The organism is Microbispora sp. H13382 (genome assembly GCF_014161445.1).
In the GTDB taxonomy this organism is placed as follows: domain Bacteria; phylum Actinomycetota; class Actinomycetes; order Streptosporangiales; family Streptosporangiaceae; genus Microbispora.
In genome coordinates this window covers 626,605-644,052 of the sequence record NZ_JABBXA010000002.1, presented here as the reverse complement: position 1 = coordinate 644,052, position 17,448 = coordinate 626,605, and the positions used below count along the sequence as shown (strand labels likewise).

General features: G+C 71.5%; 16 protein-coding genes and 2 pseudogenes. 7 read left to right on the top strand and 11 right to left on the bottom strand.

Annotated features, from left to right (window positions below):
* Window position 1: 1 nt before the first annotated feature.
* On the bottom strand, window positions 2–1,168 hold the full coding sequence (locus HHX41_RS06900) for an MFS transporter (RefSeq protein WP_220503764.1): 1,167 nt from the start codon (window positions 1,166–1,168) through the stop codon (window positions 2–4).
* A gap of 5 nt (window positions 1,169–1,173) precedes the next feature.
* Entirely contained in the window at window positions 1,174–1,635 is a 462-nt protein-coding gene (locus HHX41_RS06895) for a PPOX class F420-dependent oxidoreductase (protein ID WP_182905230.1), read from the bottom strand.
* Between the two features lie 259 nt (window positions 1,636–1,894).
* On the opposite strand from HHX41_RS06895, the gene HHX41_RS06890 reads away from it, so the two are divergent.
* Both HHX41_RS06890 and HHX41_RS06885 read left to right on the top strand, forming a co-directional pair.
* A complete protein-coding gene (locus tag HHX41_RS06890) occupies window positions 1,895–2,086 on the top strand; it encodes a DUF5999 family protein (protein ID WP_169985668.1) in 192 nt (63 codons plus the stop codon).
* Between the two features lie 91 nt (window positions 2,087–2,177).
* Entirely contained in the window at window positions 2,178–2,726 is a 549-nt protein-coding gene (locus HHX41_RS06885; protein ID WP_182905229.1) for an ATP-binding protein, read from the top strand.
* Here the strand turns inward: HHX41_RS06885 and HHX41_RS06880 are convergent.
* The 3 genes from HHX41_RS06880 to HHX41_RS06870 form a co-directional block, all read right to left on the bottom strand.
* Entirely contained in the window at window positions 2,689–5,091 is a 2,403-nt protein-coding gene (locus HHX41_RS06880; RefSeq protein WP_259400660.1) for a LuxR C-terminal-related transcriptional regulator, read from the bottom strand. The two genes, HHX41_RS06885 and HHX41_RS06880, sit on opposite strands and share 38 nt — an antisense overlap.
* Window positions 5,092–5,198: 107 nt before the next feature.
* Window positions 5,199–5,423, bottom strand: coding sequence for a hypothetical protein (locus HHX41_RS06875; protein ID WP_169985661.1), 225 nt, complete (start codon window positions 5,421–5,423; stop codon window positions 5,199–5,201).
* Window positions 5,424–5,496: 73 nt separating this feature from the next.
* Complete coding sequence (locus HHX41_RS06870; protein ID WP_182905227.1) at window positions 5,497–5,970, bottom strand: NUDIX hydrolase; 474 nt, start codon at window positions 5,968–5,970, stop codon at window positions 5,497–5,499.
* Between the two features lie 160 nt (window positions 5,971–6,130).
* Between HHX41_RS06870 and HHX41_RS06865 the strand changes: the two genes are divergently transcribed.
* The 4 genes from HHX41_RS06865 (at window position 6,131) to HHX41_RS06850 (ending at window position 13,571) form a co-directional block, all read left to right on the top strand.
* Entirely contained in the window at window positions 6,131–8,374 is a 2,244-nt protein-coding gene (locus HHX41_RS06865; protein ID WP_182905226.1) for an MMPL family transporter, read from the top strand.
* A 146-nt stretch (window positions 8,375–8,520) separates the two neighbouring features.
* Window positions 8,521–8,994: a toll/interleukin-1 receptor domain-containing protein gene (locus tag HHX41_RS06860; protein WP_182905225.1), complete on the top strand. Its 474-nt coding sequence runs from the start codon at window positions 8,521–8,523 to the stop codon at window positions 8,992–8,994.
* 14 nt (window positions 8,995–9,008) lie between these two features.
* Window positions 9,009–12,239: an FxSxx-COOH system tetratricopeptide repeat protein gene (gene fxsT / locus HHX41_RS41615; RefSeq protein WP_182905224.1), complete on the top strand. Its 3,231-nt coding sequence runs from the start codon at window positions 9,009–9,011 to the stop codon at window positions 12,237–12,239.
* A gap of 93 nt (window positions 12,240–12,332) precedes the next feature.
* Window positions 12,333–13,571 carry an MFS transporter gene (locus HHX41_RS06850; RefSeq protein WP_310741804.1) on the top strand — a complete coding sequence of 413 codons (1,239 nt, stop codon included), beginning with the start codon at window positions 12,333–12,335 and terminating at the stop codon, window positions 13,569–13,571.
* Window positions 13,572–13,587: 16 nt separating this feature from the next.
* Here HHX41_RS06850 and HHX41_RS06845 read toward each other — a convergent pair whose 3' ends face one another.
* The 6 genes and pseudogenes from HHX41_RS06845 to HHX41_RS06830 form a co-directional block, all read right to left on the bottom strand.
* The gene (locus HHX41_RS06845; RefSeq protein WP_182905223.1) at window positions 13,588–14,190 is read right to left on the bottom strand and encodes a GNAT family N-acetyltransferase; all 603 of its coding nucleotides are present in this window, start codon (window positions 14,188–14,190) and stop codon (window positions 13,588–13,590) included.
* Window positions 14,187–14,462 (bottom strand): DUF1778 domain-containing protein, encoded by a 276-nt coding sequence (locus tag HHX41_RS06840; protein WP_310741803.1) that lies wholly within the window; start codon window positions 14,460–14,462, stop codon window positions 14,187–14,189. The genes HHX41_RS06845 and HHX41_RS06840 overlap by 4 nt, the downstream gene beginning before the upstream one ends.
* 74 nt (window positions 14,463–14,536) lie before the next feature.
* The gene (locus tag HHX41_RS40245; RefSeq protein ID WP_259400659.1) at window positions 14,537–15,265 is read right to left on the bottom strand and encodes an MBL fold metallo-hydrolase; all 729 of its coding nucleotides are present in this window, start codon (window positions 15,263–15,265) and stop codon (window positions 14,537–14,539) included.
* 137 nt (window positions 15,266–15,402) lie between these two features.
* Window positions 15,403–15,588: pseudogene (locus HHX41_RS42240) on the bottom strand (FG-GAP-like repeat-containing protein); the annotation flags it as partial.
* A 112-nt stretch (window positions 15,589–15,700) separates the two neighbouring features.
* Window positions 15,701–16,048 (bottom strand): annotated as a pseudogene (locus tag HHX41_RS42235) (FG-GAP repeat domain-containing protein); the annotation flags it as partial.
* A 298-nt stretch (window positions 16,049–16,346) separates the two neighbouring features.
* Window positions 16,347–16,493: a hypothetical protein gene (locus HHX41_RS06830; RefSeq protein ID WP_169985646.1), complete on the bottom strand. Its 147-nt coding sequence runs from the start codon at window positions 16,491–16,493 to the stop codon at window positions 16,347–16,349.
* 118 nt (window positions 16,494–16,611) lie between these two features.
* Between HHX41_RS06830 and HHX41_RS06825 the strand changes: the two genes are divergently transcribed.
* Window positions 16,612–17,427: a putative RNA methyltransferase gene (locus HHX41_RS06825; protein ID WP_182905220.1), complete on the top strand. Its 816-nt coding sequence runs from the start codon at window positions 16,612–16,614 to the stop codon at window positions 17,425–17,427.
* Window positions 17,428–17,448 lie beyond the last annotated feature (21 nt).

Here is a 17,448-nt window from a genome sequence, read left to right as displayed (position 1 = left end):
CTCAGGCCGCTTCGCGCCCCCGCCTGCCCGCGTACCCGGCACTGGCGGCAAGCAGGACGGCGAGCAGCAGGTAACCCGAGGTCAGGGACAGCGCGGTCGCGACCGCCCCGACGAGGAGCGGGCCGCCCGCGTCGCCGATCTCCCGGCCCACCTCGGCGCTCCCCATGGTCTGGCCCATACGTTCGGGCGGTGTGCCGCCCGCCAGCACGGTGAATCCGAGCGGGGTGACCAGCCCGATCCCCACGCCCGCCGTCGCCGCCGCGAGGACCAGCGGAGCCACGCCCGGGACGGCCGCGAGCGCGAAGGCCGCCGCGCAGAGCAGCAGCCCGGCGGCCAGGCCGCGGACCGCGGTGATTCTTCCCGCGTCGAGCGCCCGGCCCGCGAGGGGCTGGGCGACGGCGGCGCACGCGGCCAGCAGGGAGACGGCCGCACCGGTCGCGACGGGCCCGAGCCCGTCCGCCCGGCCGGAGACCGGTAGGAAGCCGACCCCTACCGACAGCGCCGCCGTCCCCGCCGCCAGGGCCGTCACCGGCCGCAGGAACCCGTGATCGGCGAGCCGCCTGGCGAGGTCGCCCACGGTCTGCCTGGTACGCGGCAGCGGGGGCACCCGGGGCACCGCGAGAGCCGCCCAGCAGGCCACCGCGGCGGCGAGCACGGCCATGACCGCGAACAGCGACCGAAGGCCGCCGGCCACGACGACCGCCCCGCCGAGGAGCGGTCCGAGGGTGTAGCCGATGCTCTTGTAGAAGCCGTACGAGCCGAAGGCCCGGCCCCGCGCGCTCTCGGGCGTCAGGCGCGCGACCAGCGCGGACGCCGAGGGTGAGAACGCCGAGGCCGCCGCGCCCTGCCCCAGCCTCGCCGCGAGGAGCCACCAGGTCTCCGCGGCGCCGTCCGGCCCGGCGGCCAGTGCGTACGCGCCCGACGCGAGAACGAACGCGACGAGGCCGCCCACGAGCACCGGGCGCGGCCCGATCCGGTCGGCCAGCGTGCCGAACACCGGTTTGAGCACGACCTCGGCGCCGTCGTACAGGGCGAGCAGCACGCCCAGCCGCAGCAGGGACACGCCCGCGCCGTCACCCGTCACCGCGAGGTTCGCGGCGATGCCGTGGGCGCCGAAGGCCGTGGTGAACCCTGCGGCGTACAACGGCCACAGGCGCGCGCCGCTCAAGTGCGTCAGGCCAGGCGCGGCGGGAACCCGCCGGTGGCGACCGGCCCCCAGGACGTCGGGGTGATCCGCACCAGCGACTTGCCCTGGCGGACCATGGCCGCGCGGTACTCCTCCCAGTCGGGGTGCTCGCCGGAGATCGACCGGTAGTACTCGACCAGCGGCTCCAGGGCCTCCGGCAGGTCGAGCACCTCGGCGGTGCCGTCCACCTGCACCCACGGCCCGTCGAAGTCGTCGGACAGCACGATCACGCTCACCCGGGGGTCGCGGCGGGCGTTGCGGGTCTTGGCGCGTTCGGGGTAGGTCGACACGACGATGCGGCCCTCGGCGTCGACTCCGCACGACACGGGGGACGCCTGCGGGCCGCCGTCACGTCTCGCCGTGATCAGGATCGCCCGGTGGCGATCACGGACGAAGTCGAGCAACTGCTCACGGGACACCTTCTCGGCGGTCGCGATCCTCGGACTCATGCGACAACTCTAATGACCATCCAGGACTCGCCCGCGGGAGGTGCGGCCCTCTCCCCCCGAGGTCCGCGGGGAGGCCGGGCCAGGGCGTGATCTCCCTGCACGGGTGAGGGTTTACCCGCCGTCTACCTGGCCTCCACCCACTCTCTACGTATCCCTCGAACAGGTATCGATACGGGTGTTTTCCCCCTCCTGACCCCAAGGAGCGAGAAGGCAGTCTGAAAACGTCTCAAAGAGTGCATGAGAGTCAGGGGGACCGATCATGTGCCAGCACCACCCGCAGTGCCCGCCGGCGGACGCGCCCGACCGCGACGCCGCCTGCCTGGTCGCCTTCCACCCGGAGCAGGGATGGGGCCTGCTCTGCAACGGCGTGGTGCTCTTCGACGACAGCGGCGAGCTCATGCCGGACGGTCGCAGCATCCCCGCCCGCGCGTCTCTGGGGTGTGCCGCATGAGCGAGCGGACCAGGCAGCACAGCGCGCGGCGAGGTGTCGGACCGCGCGCCTCCCGTACGACCGAGCTCCGGAATGAAGGCGAGGAGGAGGTATGAGCCTGATCTACTGTCCCGTCCGGGACGAACCACGGTCGCTCTCGCAGAGCGACGACGCGCCCGCCACCCCGCCCCGCCGGCACTCCACGGTCCGCCATCGCTGGGACACGCTGCGGCAGCGGGTCGGCGAACTCACGATCCGGCTCGTGGACGAGCCCGACGTCGAGGCGGCGTCCTGGCGGCTGCCCGCCCACCCCACCTCCGTCGGGCGGGCCCGGCGGCTGACCCGCGACCGCCTGCGCGCATGGGACATGGAGAAGCTGTCCGACACGGCGGAGCTGCTGGTGAGCGAGCTGGTCACCAATGTGCTGTGCCACACCTGCTGCGGCGACCTCGTCGTACGGCTGTCGGCCGTCGAGGGGCTGCTGCGCTGCGAGGTGGAGGACTGCGACGGCGCGCTCCCCGAGATGGCCCGGCCCTGCGCCGGTGACGAGAACGGCCGCGGACTGCTGCTGCTCGACTCGCTGGCCTGCTGCTGGGGCGCGGAGCGCACTCGCCGGGGCAAGATCATGTGGTTCGAGTTGCCGGCGTACGCCCTTCGTTGACCGGTCCGTCCGCGCCGTCCGCCCTGTCCGCGGCCGGGCCTTCGGGCCGCTCGCTCAGCCGCTCCTTGATCCAGGCGGCCACCTGGGCGCGGGACTTGAACCCGAGCTTGTCGAGGATGTGCTCGATGTGGCCCTCCGCGGTGCGCTGGGAGATGACCAGCCGGCCGGCGATGTCCTTGTTGCTCAGTCCCTCGGCGACGAGGTGCGCGATCTCCGTCTCCCGCCGCGTCAGCGGTGCGATCCGGCCCTCGAACGGCGCGGGCTCGTGGGCGGCGGGTGCGCGTTCCCGCAGCGCGTAGGCCAGGGCCTCTTCCCGCGTCAGGGCCGCGCCCCGGGCCGTCTCGGCCTGGAAGGCGCGCTCGCCCAGCGCCTCGCACGCGGCCGCGACGCAGTCGTCGTGACAGCCGCTCATGTAGCGGAACTCCCCCAGCCGCGCGCCGGCGGCCCGCCAGGAGGTCCGTACGACGCCGAGCAGCCGGGCCGCCCGCTCGTACCTGTGCTCGCCCGCGGCCGACCAGGCGTGGACCTCCAGGTTCATCCCCATCCCGAGCTGGTCGCCCACGGCCGTGTTGTAGCGCAGGCTCTCGTTGTTCATCTCGCAGGCCGCGCGCGTGTCGCCCCCGCGCCAGGCGTCGATCGCCAGCGCCAGCAGCGCGTACGCCCGGTGCCAGCCCTCGCCGTACAGGTCGCACAGGGCCATGCACTCCTCGGCGAGGTCGCGGGCGACCGGCCGGCCCAGGAACGCGTTGGCCAGGGCGAGCCGGTTGAGGGCCAGCGCCAGGCCGATGGGGTTGCCGACGGCGCGATGGGCGGCCGCGGCCTCCTCGTACCGCCGCATGCCGGTCTCCAGGTCGCCCCCGCAGACGGCGGCCATGCCGGACAGGAACGCGATGTAGCCGTGCGTCACCCGCAGCCCGAGCCGTTCGGCGATCGCCGTGGCCTCCTTCAGCCGCGCGAGCGCGGTGGTGTGGTCGTCCCGGAGCAGGGCGACCCAGGCGCCCGCCCACAGCGCGTGGGCGCGCACCTCGCCGGGTTCGGTCGCGGCGGCCAGGCTCCGGTCGAACCAGCCGGACCCCTCCGACAGGTGGTAGCCGCTCCAGTGGTAGAGCAGCTCCGCGGTCATCGCGAGGCCCGTCTCCGCCTCCCCGGGCTCGCGCAGCGACCAGTCCAGCGCCTTGCGGAGGTTGGCGTGGTCCCGCCGCAGGCGCTCCACCCACGCCTGCTGGGTGGCGCCGAACAGCTCGGCCCAGGCCCGTGACGTGATCTTCCGGTAGTAGTCACGGTGCCGCCGGTGCAGCGTCGCCTCGTCCCCGGACGCGGCGAGCAGCTCACGGCCGAACCGCTGGACGGTGTCGAGCAGGCGGTAGCGGACGACCCCCTCGGACTCCCGCCGCAGCAGCACCGACTTGTCGACCAGCCCCGCGACGAGTTCGAGCACGTCCTCGTGCGCGATGCCGTCGCCCGCGCACACGTGCTCGGCGGCCTCCAGGTCCAGGCCCCCGGCGAAGACCGAGACACGCTGCCACATCAGGCGTTCCTGCTCGGTGCACAGCTCGTAGCTCCACTCGAACAGCGCGCGCAGCGTACGCTGCCGGGGCAGTGCGGCCCGCGATCCCCCGGTCAGCAGCCGGAACCGGTCGTCCAGCCGCTCCAGCACCTGCCGCACCGACAGGGCGCGCAGCCGTACGACGGCCATCTCGATCGCCAGGGGCAGGCCGTCCAGCCGGCGGCAGATCTCGGCCACCACCTCCTCGTTCTCCTCGGTCACCTCGAACTCGGGCACCACCGCCACGGCCCGCTCCGCGAACAGGCGGACCGCGTCCGACTCGGCGAGCGGCACCGCGAAGTCGCCGTCCGGGGCGGGCGTCGACAGCGGCGCCAGCTCGACGATCTGCTCGCCGTCGATGCCGAGCGCCTGCCTGCTCGTGGCGAGGACGCGAAGGCCGGGAAGCGCGCGGACCAGCGTGTCCACGAGCGTCGCGCACTCGGCGAGGACGTGCTCACAGGTGTCCAGCACGATCAGGGTCTGCCGGTCCCGCAGGCGTTCGACCAGCACGTCCAGCGGCGGCCGGGTCGAGTAGTCGGTGACCGACAGCGCCTCGCCCACGGCCTGCACGAGCAGGGCGGGATCTTCGAGCGCGGCCAGCTCGACCAGCCGTACGCCGCCGGGGAAGCTCCTGCGGACATCCTCGGCCGCCCGCAGCGCGAGGCGGGTCTTGCCCACCCCGCCCGCCCCGACCACGGTGACCACGTGCGAGGTCCCCAGCAGGCGTTTGAGCTCGGCCAGCTCGTGCCGGCGCCCGACGAAGCTGGTCACCTCGGCGGGCAGCCCGGCCGGTTCCCCTCCGGCACCCCTCGTTCGCATAGCGGTCATGAGCCCACGCCGCCCCCGTCGTCCGGTGCGCCACGACGCTGTGGCACATACCACCGTACAAACCGCGCCCCGGACCTTCCGGAGCGCCCCGGTGGAGCTCAGCCCTTCATACGGCGCAGGATCTGCTCGCGCCTGACCTGCAGGTCGTCGATGAGCGCCTCCTGCTGCTCGACGTTGGTCAGCAGTGTGGATCTCTCCGCCATGTCCGTCGGCGCGTCCCAGCTCTGCCCGATCTCCTCGCGCATCTGCGCGGCCTCCTTGCGCAGGCGCTCGATCTGGGCGTCCACCTCCTCGAGCTCCTTGCCGAGCTCAGAGTCGTCCATGCCTCACCATCCCGTTCGGTCACTCGCGTTCGTGTTGGCGCGTTCGTCCACCACATTCCACGAGGACGGGAAACTATTCGGCGACGGCGGCAGGGAGGTAGACGGTTTCGCCGGTGTCGCGGGCCCGCTGGGCGGCCGTGAGCCGGGCCACCAGATAGGCCGGCATGAGGGAAGCGGCCTGCGCGGCGGTGAAGAACCCGTAGTCGTCCAGCTCCTCCTGCTGCAGGACCACGCCCGTGCCGTCCCGGAACGTCCCGCAGTCGAACAGGAAGTGGACCAGCGGGATCGGCCGGTCGTCCAGCGGCGGCACCCACTGGACCACGAGCAGACGACCCACCGGCCGGGTGAGGCCCAGCTCCTCGGCCAGCTCCCGGCCGCAGGCCGCCTCGGGTGACTCGCCCTCGTCGACGTGGCCGCCCGGCCAGCCCCAGTGGTCGCGGTAACCCGGCTTGACGAGCAGGACCCGGTCCGAGGAGTCGGTGATGAAACCGGCCGCCGCGGCGGCCACCTTGAACTGCCCCGCGTAGAAGGCGTCCGCGGGAATCATCGCAGCTCCGATCTCATGCCCTGAGCCTAGTAGGGGATGTCCCCTAGATCGCGGGGATGAGGGGTGTACGCCCCGAGCAGTACGCGCGATCTGGTCTGCGCGTCCGATGTGCCGCCCTTGATCGGCTCCTACCGTCGAAGCAGACGTAAAAGGGGAGGTCATGGGACGCCGCAGGAACATCGCCGCCACCATCGGCGGCTGGAGCGCACGCCATCGGTGGTGGGCGCTGCTCATCTGGGTCGCCTTCGTCGCCGTCGCGACGGTCGGGGGCAACGCCGTGGGCACCACCGAAATGCGCGGCTACGAGTCCGCGAACGGCGACTCGCGCCAGGCCGGGCAGATCCTCGACGGCGCGCGGTTCCCGGACGTGGCCGGCGAGGTGGTGCTGGTCCAGTCGCGTACGGGGACGCTGACGGTGGCGGACCCGGCCTTCCGCCGGGCCGTCGAGGACGTCAAGAAGGCCGTGGAGGCCACCGGCCAGGTCGAGCACGTGCGCACGCCGTACGACAAGGAGCCCTCGCCGGTGACGCAGGACCGGCGGACGACGCTGGTCCAGTTCGATATGAAGGGCGACGGCGGCACGGCGGAGGAGCGGATCCAGCCCGTGCTCGACGCGGTGGCCAGGGTGCAGGGGGCACACCCTGACCTGCGCGTGGAGGAGGCCGGCGCCGCCAGCTCCGAGAAGCTGATCGGCGAGGCGATCGACGCGGACTTCGTCCGCGCCGAGCAGCTCTCGCTGCCCATCACGATCGGCATCCTGCTCGCGGCGTTCGGCGCGCTCCTCGCGGCGGTCGTCCCGGTCGCGCTGGCGATGACGGCGATCTTCGCGGCCACCGGCCTGCTGGCCTTCACCAGCCATCTTCTGCACGTCGACTCGGCCACCACCAACGTCATGCTGCTGATCGGCCTGGCCGTCGGCGTCGACTACTCGCTCTTCTACATCATGCGCGAGAGGGAGGAACGGGCGAAGGGCCGCGACAAGAAGCGGTCCATCGAGATCGCCGCGGCCACGTCGGGACGCGCCGTGCTGATCTCCGGCATCACCGTCATCGTGGCCATGGCGGGCATGTTTCTCACCGGCAACGGCATCTTCATGGGCTTCGCCGAGGGCACGATCCTCGTGGTGCTCACTGCCGTCGTGGGTTCGCTGACCGTGCTGCCCGCCCTGCTCTCGCTGATCGGCGAGAAGATCGACGCCCGGCTGATCCACGGCACGGCGCGCGTCCTCACCGGCGGCCGGCTCACCTGGCGGCGGATCCTCGGAGTGCGCGGCGGTGAGAGCCGCGTGTGGGGCGCGATCCTGCGGCCGGTGTTGCGGCACCCGCTCATCTCCGTCGTCCTCGCGGGCGGGCTGCTCGCCGCCCTGGCCGTCCCGGCCTTCAGCCTGAAGACCGGCACCCAGACCATCGACGACCTCCAGGGCGACTACCAGATCGCCGAGACGTTCAAGCGGATCGACAAGGCGTTCCCCGGCGGCAACGAGCCGGCGGTGGTCGTGGTGAAGGCGGCCGACGTGACGACGCCGGCCTTCACCGCCAAGATCGAGGACTTCAAACGGCAGGCGCTGGCCACGGGTGAGGCCAACGAGCCCTTCGCCGTCGCCGTCAACCCGGACAAGACGGTCGCGAGAATCAGTATCGGCATCAAGGGCACCGGCGCGGACGAGGTCTCCGAGCACGCGATCCGCACCCTGCGGGAGAAGGTCGTGCCGGCCACGCTGCCCGGCGCCCACGTCACCGGCAACACGGCCGGCTCGATGGACTTCAACGAGCAACTCACCAGCCGCATCCCGCTGGTGTTCGGGTTCGTGCTGCTGCTGGCGTTCGTGCTGCTGCTGGTCTCGTTCCGCTCGGTGGTCGTGGCGGTCAAGGCCATCGTGCTCAACCTGCTGTCCGTCGCCGCGGCGTACGGCGTGCTCGTGCTCGTCTTCCAGAAGGGGTACGGCGAGAGCCTGCTGGGCTTCCACTCGACGGGCGCGATCACCAACTGGCTGCCGCTGTTCCTGTTCGTGATCCTCTTCGGGCTGTCGATGGACTACCACGTCTTCATCCTCAGCCGGATCAGGGAGGCGTACGACAAGGGCATGAGCGCCGAGGACGCCGTGTCGTTCGGGATCAGGAGCACCGCGGCCGTGGTGACCAGCGCCGCGCTCATCATGGTGGCGGTGTTCGCGACGTTCGCCACGCTGTCGCTGCTGACGTTCATGCAGCTGGGCGTCGGCCTGGCGGCCGCCGTGCTCATCGACGCGACGATCGTCCGCGCGGTGCTGCTGCCCGCGACGATGAAGCTGCTCGGCGACCGGAACTGGTACCTGCCGCGCTGGCTGGACTGGCTGCCCCGGTTGTCGCACGGCGACGACGAGCCCGAGGAGGCCCCCGAGGAGCGGGTTCCCGCCCTCGTCTGACACCCGGTGTGCGCCGGAACGGTGATCCTGCCGTTCCGGCGTATCGCCGTTCATCGGGCTCTTTCGTGTGGACCGTTCTCGCGCGAAATTCCCGGTAAATTACCGGCGACGGGGGCGCTTGATAACAGGGCAGCGACGGAGGCGTCATGACGGAGAACGGCCCGACCGAAAACAGGGAAAAGGACTTCTTCGTCACCTATAACGGCAAGGACGAAGCCTGGGCGACCTGGATCGCGCGCACCCTTGAGGACGCCGGCTACACCACGACCATCCAGGCCTGGGACTTCCGGCCCGGGGACAACTTCATGGCGGGCATGGATAAGGCGTTGTCCGGCTGCCGCCACGTTCTGGGCGTGCTGTCTCCCCATTACCTGAGCTCCATCTTCACCCAGGCCGAATGGACCGCGGCCTATCGTCAGACGCTGCTCGGCAAAGAACGCGGATTCATACCGGTGCGGGTGGCCGAATGCGATGTCGCCCCGTTGCTCGGGCCGCTGGTCTACATCGACCTGGTGGAAGTCGAGGAGGCCGAGGCGCGGAACCGTCTCCTGGCCGGTGTCTCTCCCTCCGTGAGCCGAACGCCACGCGCACCCGGATTCCCGGGCGGCGCACGCCGGTGAGTCTCGGAGGTCACGTGCGGGACGACGACCACACCGCGGACTTCTTCATCTGTCACGCGGACGCCGACGTGCCGTGGGCGGAGTGGATCGCGGAAGAGCTGGAAGGCGCCGGCTACGGCGTGGTCCTCAAGTCGTGGGACTTCCGGCCCGGGCACAACCTGCTCGCGAAGCTCGATGAGGCCCTGGCCAAGAGCCGTCACACGCTCTGCCTGCTGTCGGACGCCGGCGAGGCCGTCCAAGCGGCCGCGCAGGCCGCCGCCCAGCTACAGGAGGTGGAGGGCAAGGACCGGGCCCTGATCCCCGTCCTCCTGGCCGAGTGTGAGAGGCCGCCGCTGCTGGCGGCGTACGTGCCGATCGACCTGCGCGACGTGAGCGGCGAGGACGGCGGGGACGAGGCACGGCGGCGCCTGCTGGCCGGAGTGGCCGACCGCGCGGAGCGTGTGGCGAGCGGCGGCTTTCCCGGCGCCGGGCGGAAGGCCGCCGGGAAACAAGTCCGGTTCCCCGCCGCCGCCCCGGAGGCGTGGCAACTGCGCGGGCAACGCCCGAACCCGGACTTCGTCGGGCGTGACGACGAGCTCACGGACCTGTACCGCGCCTTCCGCGCGAACCGCCCGACCTCCGCGATCCAAGCGATCACCGGGCTCGGCGGGCTGGGCAAGACCCAGCTCGCCATCCAATACGCCTGCCGGTACGGCAATGCCTACGACGTGGTGTGGTGGGTGCGGGCCGAGGACCCGACGACCCTGCGAGGGGACTACGCGGAGCTCGCCAAGGAGCTGGGCCTGCCGTTCGACCAGGACGACCAGGCGATCCCGGCGCTCCGCCAGACGCTGCGCCGCCGGGGCGACTGGTTGCTGATCTTCGACAATGCCGAGGACCCGGAGCAGATTTTCCCGCTTCTCCCGGACCGGCTCACGGGCCACGTGCTGATCACTTCCCAGTTGCGCAATTGGCGGCATGCGGAGACGCGGCACCTGGAGGTCCTGCCGACCGCGGCCGCTGTGGAATACCTGCAGCGGAAGGGCAAGGTCACCAACGCGGACACGGCGCGAGAGCTGGCGGAGGCCCTGGGCGGCCTGCCTCTCGCGCTGGCCCAGGCGGCCGGCGTCATCGCCGAAGGCATGTCGGCGGCCGACTACCTCGCCCAATTGCAGCGGCAGTCGCCGGAACTGTTCACGCGGGGCCGGGACGGGGACAACGAGGCGACGATCGCCTCGACCTGGCGGGTGTCCTTCGAACGGCTGGCATCCCAGTCCGTCGCCGCGGTCGCCCTGCTTCGCCTCGCCGCGTTCCTCGGGGCCGAGGCCATCCCGCTGTCCCGGCTCGCCCCGGTGCCGGACATGCCCGCCGACCTCGCCGAGGCCCTGGCCGACCCCTTACGCCGCCACGATGTGACGCGAGTCATGGGTCAATACTCGCTGGCCGACACCGAAGACGGCCTGCTGTCCCTCCACCGTATGGTGCAGGCGGTCACCCGCACGGACCTCGGCGAGGAGGAGCCGCGCTGGGCAGGGCTCGCGCTCGCCACCGTCGCCGCGGCGTTCCCCGACGACGTCCGTGATCCGAAGATCTGGCCCGACTGCGAGGCCATGCTCGCCCACGCCGTCGCCGCCGCCCAGCACACCATGCGGCTCGACGTCGCACCGGTGGAAACGACCGGCCTGCTGGAACGGGTCGCCCGATATCTGCTGCAGCGCGGGCGGTTGGATCATTCGGAGTCGGTGATCGGGGACGCCCTGGCCGTGGCCGGGCGACTGCCGGATGGGCCAGAGTATCTCCGCTGCCGCAACACCCACGGTCTGCTCCTGCTGGCGCAGGGCCGGTTCGCCGCGGCCCTGGAGGCCCAGGAGGAGGTCTACGAGGCCCGGCACCGCACGCTCGGGCCTGACCACATCGACACTCTCCGGAGTGGCCGGGACCTGGTCGAGGCGCTTTATCGCCAAGGTCACCTGACACAGGCCAAGCGATCACACGACCGCCTTGTCCACGAGTTCACCGCGACACTTGGCGCGGAGGACCTCGAAACCATCACCGCCATCGCCTATCAGGCGACCCTCCTGTCTGGAGCCGGCCAGTACGAAGAGGCTCGCCACCTGGAAGAGCAGGTGCTGGACGCCCGCCGCCGACTCCTCGGCGACCACCACCCCGACACCCTGAACGCGATGGCCAACCTCGCCACCACCCTCCGCGACCAAGGCGAACTCGACCAGGCCCACGCCCTCAGCGAACAGGTCCTCGACGCCCGCCGCCGACTCCTCGGCGACTACCACCCCGACACCCTCGACGCGATGGCCAACCTCGCCGCCACCCTCTACGCACGGGGGCATCTCGACCAGGCCCACGCCCTCGAACAACAGGTCCTCGATGCCCGCCGACAACTCCTCGGCGACCACCACCCCGGCACCCTCACCGCGATGGCCAACCTCGCCGCCACCCTCTACGCCCAAGGCGAACTTGACCAAGCACGCGCCCTCAACAAACAGGTCCTCGACGCCTGCCGACAACTCATCGGCGACCACCACCCCCAGACCCTCACCGCCATGGCCAACCTCGCCGCCACCCTCTACGCCCAAGGCGAACTTGACCAAGCACGGGCCCTCAACGAACAGGTCCTCGACGCCTGCCGACAACTCCTCGGCGACCACCACCCTGAAACGCTCACCGCCATGGCCAACCTCGCCAACACCCTTCGCAATCAAGGGCATCTCGAGCAGGCCCACACCCTCAACGAACAGGTCCTCGACGCCCGACGCCAACTCCTCGGCGACCACCACCCCGACACCCTCAACGCAATGGCCAACCTCGCCGCCACCCTCCGCGACCAAGGCGAACTCAACCAGGCCCACACCCTCAACAAACAGGTCCTCGACGCCCGCCGCCGACTCCTCGGCGACCACCATCCCGACACGCTCAGGGCGATGGCCAACCTCGCCGCCACTCTTTGGGAGCAAGGCGAGAAACCGCAAGCGCGCTCTCTGCTCGTGACGGCCCTTGCCACCAGCGAACGGACGTTCGGCAAGAAGCACACGATCACTACTTGGCTCGCCTGGAGGCTGGTGTCCCTGCACAACGCACGGCACGAGGCGGCCAGGAGGAAGGCGATCGCCATCGAGAACCTGTCCTGGATCACCAAGGAGCCGTCGAACCGGCTCACCGGGGAGCAGAAAAGCATCAGAGAGCGCGTGAAGGCGTTCTTCGGCGGCGGTAAGCCGGCCGGACGCCGCCCTTCCAAACGCAAGAGGTAACCGCCCCGATCACCTCGTCGTCTCCCACCTGCCGATCCCGAGGGATAGGGGCACGCAAGGGGCAAGAAGTACATAACGGTAAAATGTGTGCACGTGGTGCAGACGGGCGAGAACAGCCGCAAACCTCTGATCTACTGGACCGCCGGTGTGCTCGCGTACATGGTCGCGGTCTTCCACCGGCAGTCGCTCGGCGTGACGGGGATCGACGCGGCGACGAGGTTCGGGGTCGGATCGGCGGCGCTGTCCACGCTCGCGATGCTGCAACTGCTCGTCTACGCGGCCATGCAGATCCCCGTCGGCGTCCTTGTCGACCGCCTGGGGTCCAAGCGCATGCTGCTCATCGGCGCGGCGGTCATGGCCCTCGGCCAGTTCCTGTTCGCCGTCTCCACCGGCCTGGCGTCGGCCGCCGCCGGGAGAGTGCTGGTCGGCTGCGGTGACGCCATGACGTTCATCAGCGTGATCCGGGTGGTCAACGTCTGGTTCCCGCCCCGCCGCAACCCGCTGATCGTGCAGCTCACCGGCCTCATCGGCCAGTTCGGCGCGGTCGTGTCGGCCGTGCCGCTGATCAGCTCCCTGCACGCGTACGGCTGGACGCCGACCTTCCTGTGGGCGGCGGGCCTGGGAGTGGTGGCGCTGGCCGTCGTCGCCGCCGGGCTCCGCGACCGCAGGCCCGAACGCCTACCGGCGGCGTCCGGAGTGCGGGCCGCGTGGGCCGAGCCCGGCACCCGCCTCGGGATGTGGACCCACGCCGCCACCCAGTGCTCGTCCGCGGCCTTCACGATCCTGTGGGGCTATCCCTTCCTCGTGCAGGGGCAGGGCCTGTCCCCGCGTACGGCCGGGGTGCTGCTGACCGCGCTGACGCTGCTCGCGATGGCGTGCGGGCCGCTGCTCGGCTACTTGGCCGGGCGTTTCCCGCTGCGCCGCTCGTGGATGGTGCTCACGGTCATCGGCGTCACGGCCGGCGCGTGGACGCTCGTGCTGCTGTGGCCCGGTGGACATGCCCCGCTGTGGACGCTCGGGCTGCTCATGCTGGCCCTCGCGACGAACGGGCCGGGCTCGGTCATCGGCTTCGACTACGCCCGCACGTTCAACCCGGCCGAGCGCATCGGCGTCGCCACCGGCATCGTCAACGGCGGCGGCTTCGCCACCTCGATGTCCCTGATCGCGCTCGTCGGGGTCGTCATGGACCTGCAGGGCGACTTCCGCTGGGCGTTCGCCGTGCAGTATCCGATCTGGCTGCTCGGGGCCGTACAGGTCGTCCGATACAGAACCCGCGCCCGCCGCCGCGCCGCGGTTCACCCCACCCCTGCCCCGGCTCCGGCTCCCGCCTGAGCGGAGCCCGCCTACCTCAGAAGGTGTTCGACTGCCAGCTGTCGCGGCTGCTCTGCACGTCAACCGCTTCCGTGAAGCCGGGGATCGTACCGATCACGTCATCCCACGCACCGCCAGGGAGTGCCCGTTGCAGGTCCTTCATCAGCAGCAGGAGGTGCAGCGGGTCGCTCGGGCTCTGCTCGAACGCGGCGAGCCGCAGATAGAAGGCCCGCGCCGCCTCGCTCTCGCAATGGATGAGCATGGCCCGGACGCCGATCTGGTCGGCCACCCGAGCCACCCTCCGGAAGGCGTCCACGACGAGAGCCCGTCCCAGCCCGATGCCCTGTGCGGCTCTGTCAACGCTTAGCCGGGCCAGGATGACCACGGGTTGTGCGTGACGACCGGCCCCCTTGAGCAGCCGTGCGGGAGCCTCGCCCAGAGTGACGCTCCCGGCCGCGAGCGCGTAGTAGCCCACCACCTTGCCGGACCCCATGTCGCAGACGACGTAGACGCGACATCCCCCGCTCGCGTGCGCCTGCAGCGCATGACGCGCCAGCCACTCGCTCTGGGCGGGAGAACCGCAGTCGAAGCCGTCAAGATCGTCGCCCCTCGTGACGGGAGCAACCGGAGACAGCTTCACGGGCCTTCGTCCAGAACCGTTGAGGTTCTCATAAGTTCGGCGAGCCCCGGCACGTCCCGAGGCTCCCGGGACAGGGCCGCGTCGAAGGCCTGCCACTGCTCTTCGTCGAGGTGGAACACCGTGCGATCCACCAGCAACTCGCGGGCCGCTGCAGTCGCCGCACCGAGGACGAACGAGGAGACGGTGTCCCCGGCCACCTCGCTCGCATTCTCCAGCAGCCGCTTGGTCTCCGCGTCCACGCGCAGGTTGATGCGCTCATCCTTGCCACCCACGACCAGAGCGTACGTACGTTGTGCACCCGTAGCCAAGAGCATGACAAGAATATGGCTGAAGAGTAGGCAGTCGATTACTTGAGGTTTATGAAAGGGGTGGGGAAGTGGGAAGGGGCGAGGACGCCGGCCCGGGCGAGGATGTCCTCACGCGTCCGTACGGCGAGGCCGGGGTCCTCGTCGTACACGTAGGGGATCGCGGGATCGGCGAGCTGGACGGGGTGGAGCACGGCGTCGCCGCTCATGACCACATCCCCCACCTCGACGCACTGGTGGCCCGGCGTGTGGCCCGGCGCGTGCAGCACCCGGACCCCCGGCACGGGTTCGGCGTCGCCGTCCACGACGTGGAGCCTGTCCCGCAGGGGATCGAGGATCAGCTCGCGCACCGGGGCGGAGGCCCACTCGACCTCCGACCGCTGCAGCACGTAGCGGGCGCCGGGGAAGGCGGGAACGCCGTCCACGACCGCGCCGCCCGCGTGGTCGCTGTGCAGATGGGTCAGCACGACCACGTCCACGTCGGCCGGGGCGGCCCCGGCGGCGGCCAGTTCCGCGCCGATCCGTCCGGGCAGCGGCGCCCAGGTGGCGAGCGAGTGCGCGCCGCCGATCCCGGTGTCCACCAGGACCGTACGGCCCGCCGCGCGCAGCAGGTAGCAGTGGAAGTGCAGCACCCACTCCTCGCCAGGTGCGAACGTGGCGCCGGGAAACATCTCGGGCAGCGGCTTGCGGACCGGTTCCTTCATCGGGCCGACGGCATCGCAGAGCGGGACGATCTCGACACCGGACACGATTCTCGGCTCATGCGGCATCGCCCCACGATAGAAGAACCTAATCAGCCGGCGAAGCCCGTGGTGTCCACGAAGGTCACCCGGCCGCCCTGCTCCCACACCCACAGGCGGTGCGGATCGGGGCCGAAGCCGGTCGTCCAGCAGGTGACGAGCACCTCGTCCCGCCCGTCCCGGTCGTAGTCGCCGGCGCGCAGCGCTCCCGGCCAGCCCCCCTTGACCTCGTGGCACGAGAACGGGCCGAGCCCACGCCGGGCGGTCAGGCCGTTCTCGAGCAGTTCGACCCGGCCGCCGCCCTGGAGCAGAAGGTCGTCCCGGCCGTCCCCGTCGACGTCCCCGGCGACCAGCTTGCCGTGGATGCCGGGAACGCCGATCGCGACCGGGGCCTGCGGCGCCCGCCCGTGGTAGACCGTGACCGCGGACGTCGCGCCGATAGCCGATGTCGGAGACTTCCAAGTGCGGTGCGGCGAGCGCCAGGTCGGCGTGCCCGTCGCCGTCGAAGTCCCCGATGGCGGGCCAGTCCGATTTGATCCTTCCCACGTCGGGCACCGGCACCACGGGGGACAGTTCGCCCGCCGGGCCGGCCGGGCCGCCCCAGACGATCCGCAGCCCTGCTCGGAGTATGACCGGGATGTCGGCGTATCCGTCGCCGTCGAGGTCGGCGGTGTCCGGCCGTCGGAGACGCGGTCCCGCGAAGTCGAACAGCTCCTGCCCGCCGAACCGCACCACCGTCCGCCGCCCCGCGTCGAGGCCGCCGCGCGAGCCGTACAGGACGGCGAGGACGGGGACCTGCGGCGACGTCTCCATCGTGATCACCGCATCCACATAGCCGTCACCGTTGACGTCGTCCGGCAGCGCGCTCCCCGCGCCGTACGGCACGCCTTCCGCGTCGGCCGTCACCGGCGCCATCCGGGCGGAGGCCGGCCCGGCGCCGGTCGGGGCGGAGTCGGAGGCGCCGGCCCCGCCGACGCGGGGCGGCGGAGGTACCTCGCCGGCAGCGCCGCACGCAGCGAGAACGAGCGCGACGGCCAGCGCGACGCCCGCCCGTGAGGCGGTACGACCGGGACACCTCATGGCTGTTGGACGCCCGGCCCGACCTCGTGGTTCAGCGGGCGGCGGCCGGGACGGGGGCATAGTCGACGTCGAGGTCGGCGGCGTAGACGGCGCGCTCGCAGTGGGCGCAGCGGTAGAGGATCGGGCCCTCGTCGAGCTCGGTACGGCAGCGCGGGCAGCGGCGGCGGGTGCGGGTCATCTCGGTCTCCCCCCTCGAAGAGTTCCTTGCGTGTCCATGGAAGCTCCGGCGGCTTGCCGTACTCCTGCAGTCGACTTGTCGCCGGTTCGCACTCCCGGTCGGGGTGGATGATGGACGGGTGCTCGCCGACGTCATCGACCATCTCGTCTGCCCGGCCTGCGGGACGGCGATCCATCTGGCCGACGGGTCGGTCAGATGCGCGCGCGGCCACTCCTTCGACGTGGCGCGGCAGGGATACGTGAACATGCTCACCCGCCCGGCCGGCACGGCCGACACGCCCGCCATGGTGGCCGCGCGGGCGGGCTTCCTGGAGGCGGGCCACTACGCCCCGCTGGCCGGCCGCCTCGCCCGGCTGTGCGAGGGCGCCGCCGTGGTCGCCGACGCCGGCGCGGGCACCGGCTACTACCTGGCCGCGGCGCTCGGCGACGCCGCGGTGGGCATCGCGCTCGACGTGTCCAAGCACGCGCTGAAGCGGGCCGCCCGTGCGCATCCCCGCATCGGTGCCGTGGTCGCGGACGTGTGGCGGCCGATCCCCGTCGCCGACCACCGCGTGGACGTGCTGCTCAACGTCTTCGCGCCGCGCAACGCGGAGGAGTTCGCCCGGGTGCTGCGGCCGGGCGGTTCCCTGGTCGTCGTCACGCCCGGCCCCGGCCACCTGAGCCCACTCGTCGAACGGCTCGGCCTGCTGAGCGTGGACGAGGACAAGGACCGCCGCCTGGAGGACACCCTGGGCGGCCGGTTCGCCCGCACCGGGGAGGAGACCGAGGAGATCGCGCTCTCGCTGCGCCACGACGAGGTCGAGGCGGTGGTCGGCATGGGCCCGAGCGCCTGGCACACGCGCCCGGAGGAACTGGCCGCGAAGATCGGTGCGTTGCCCGACCCGGTGCCGGTGACCGCGTCCTTCCACATCACCCGCTGGGCCCTGCCCACCTGACCACGCCCCAGAGCGCGCGCG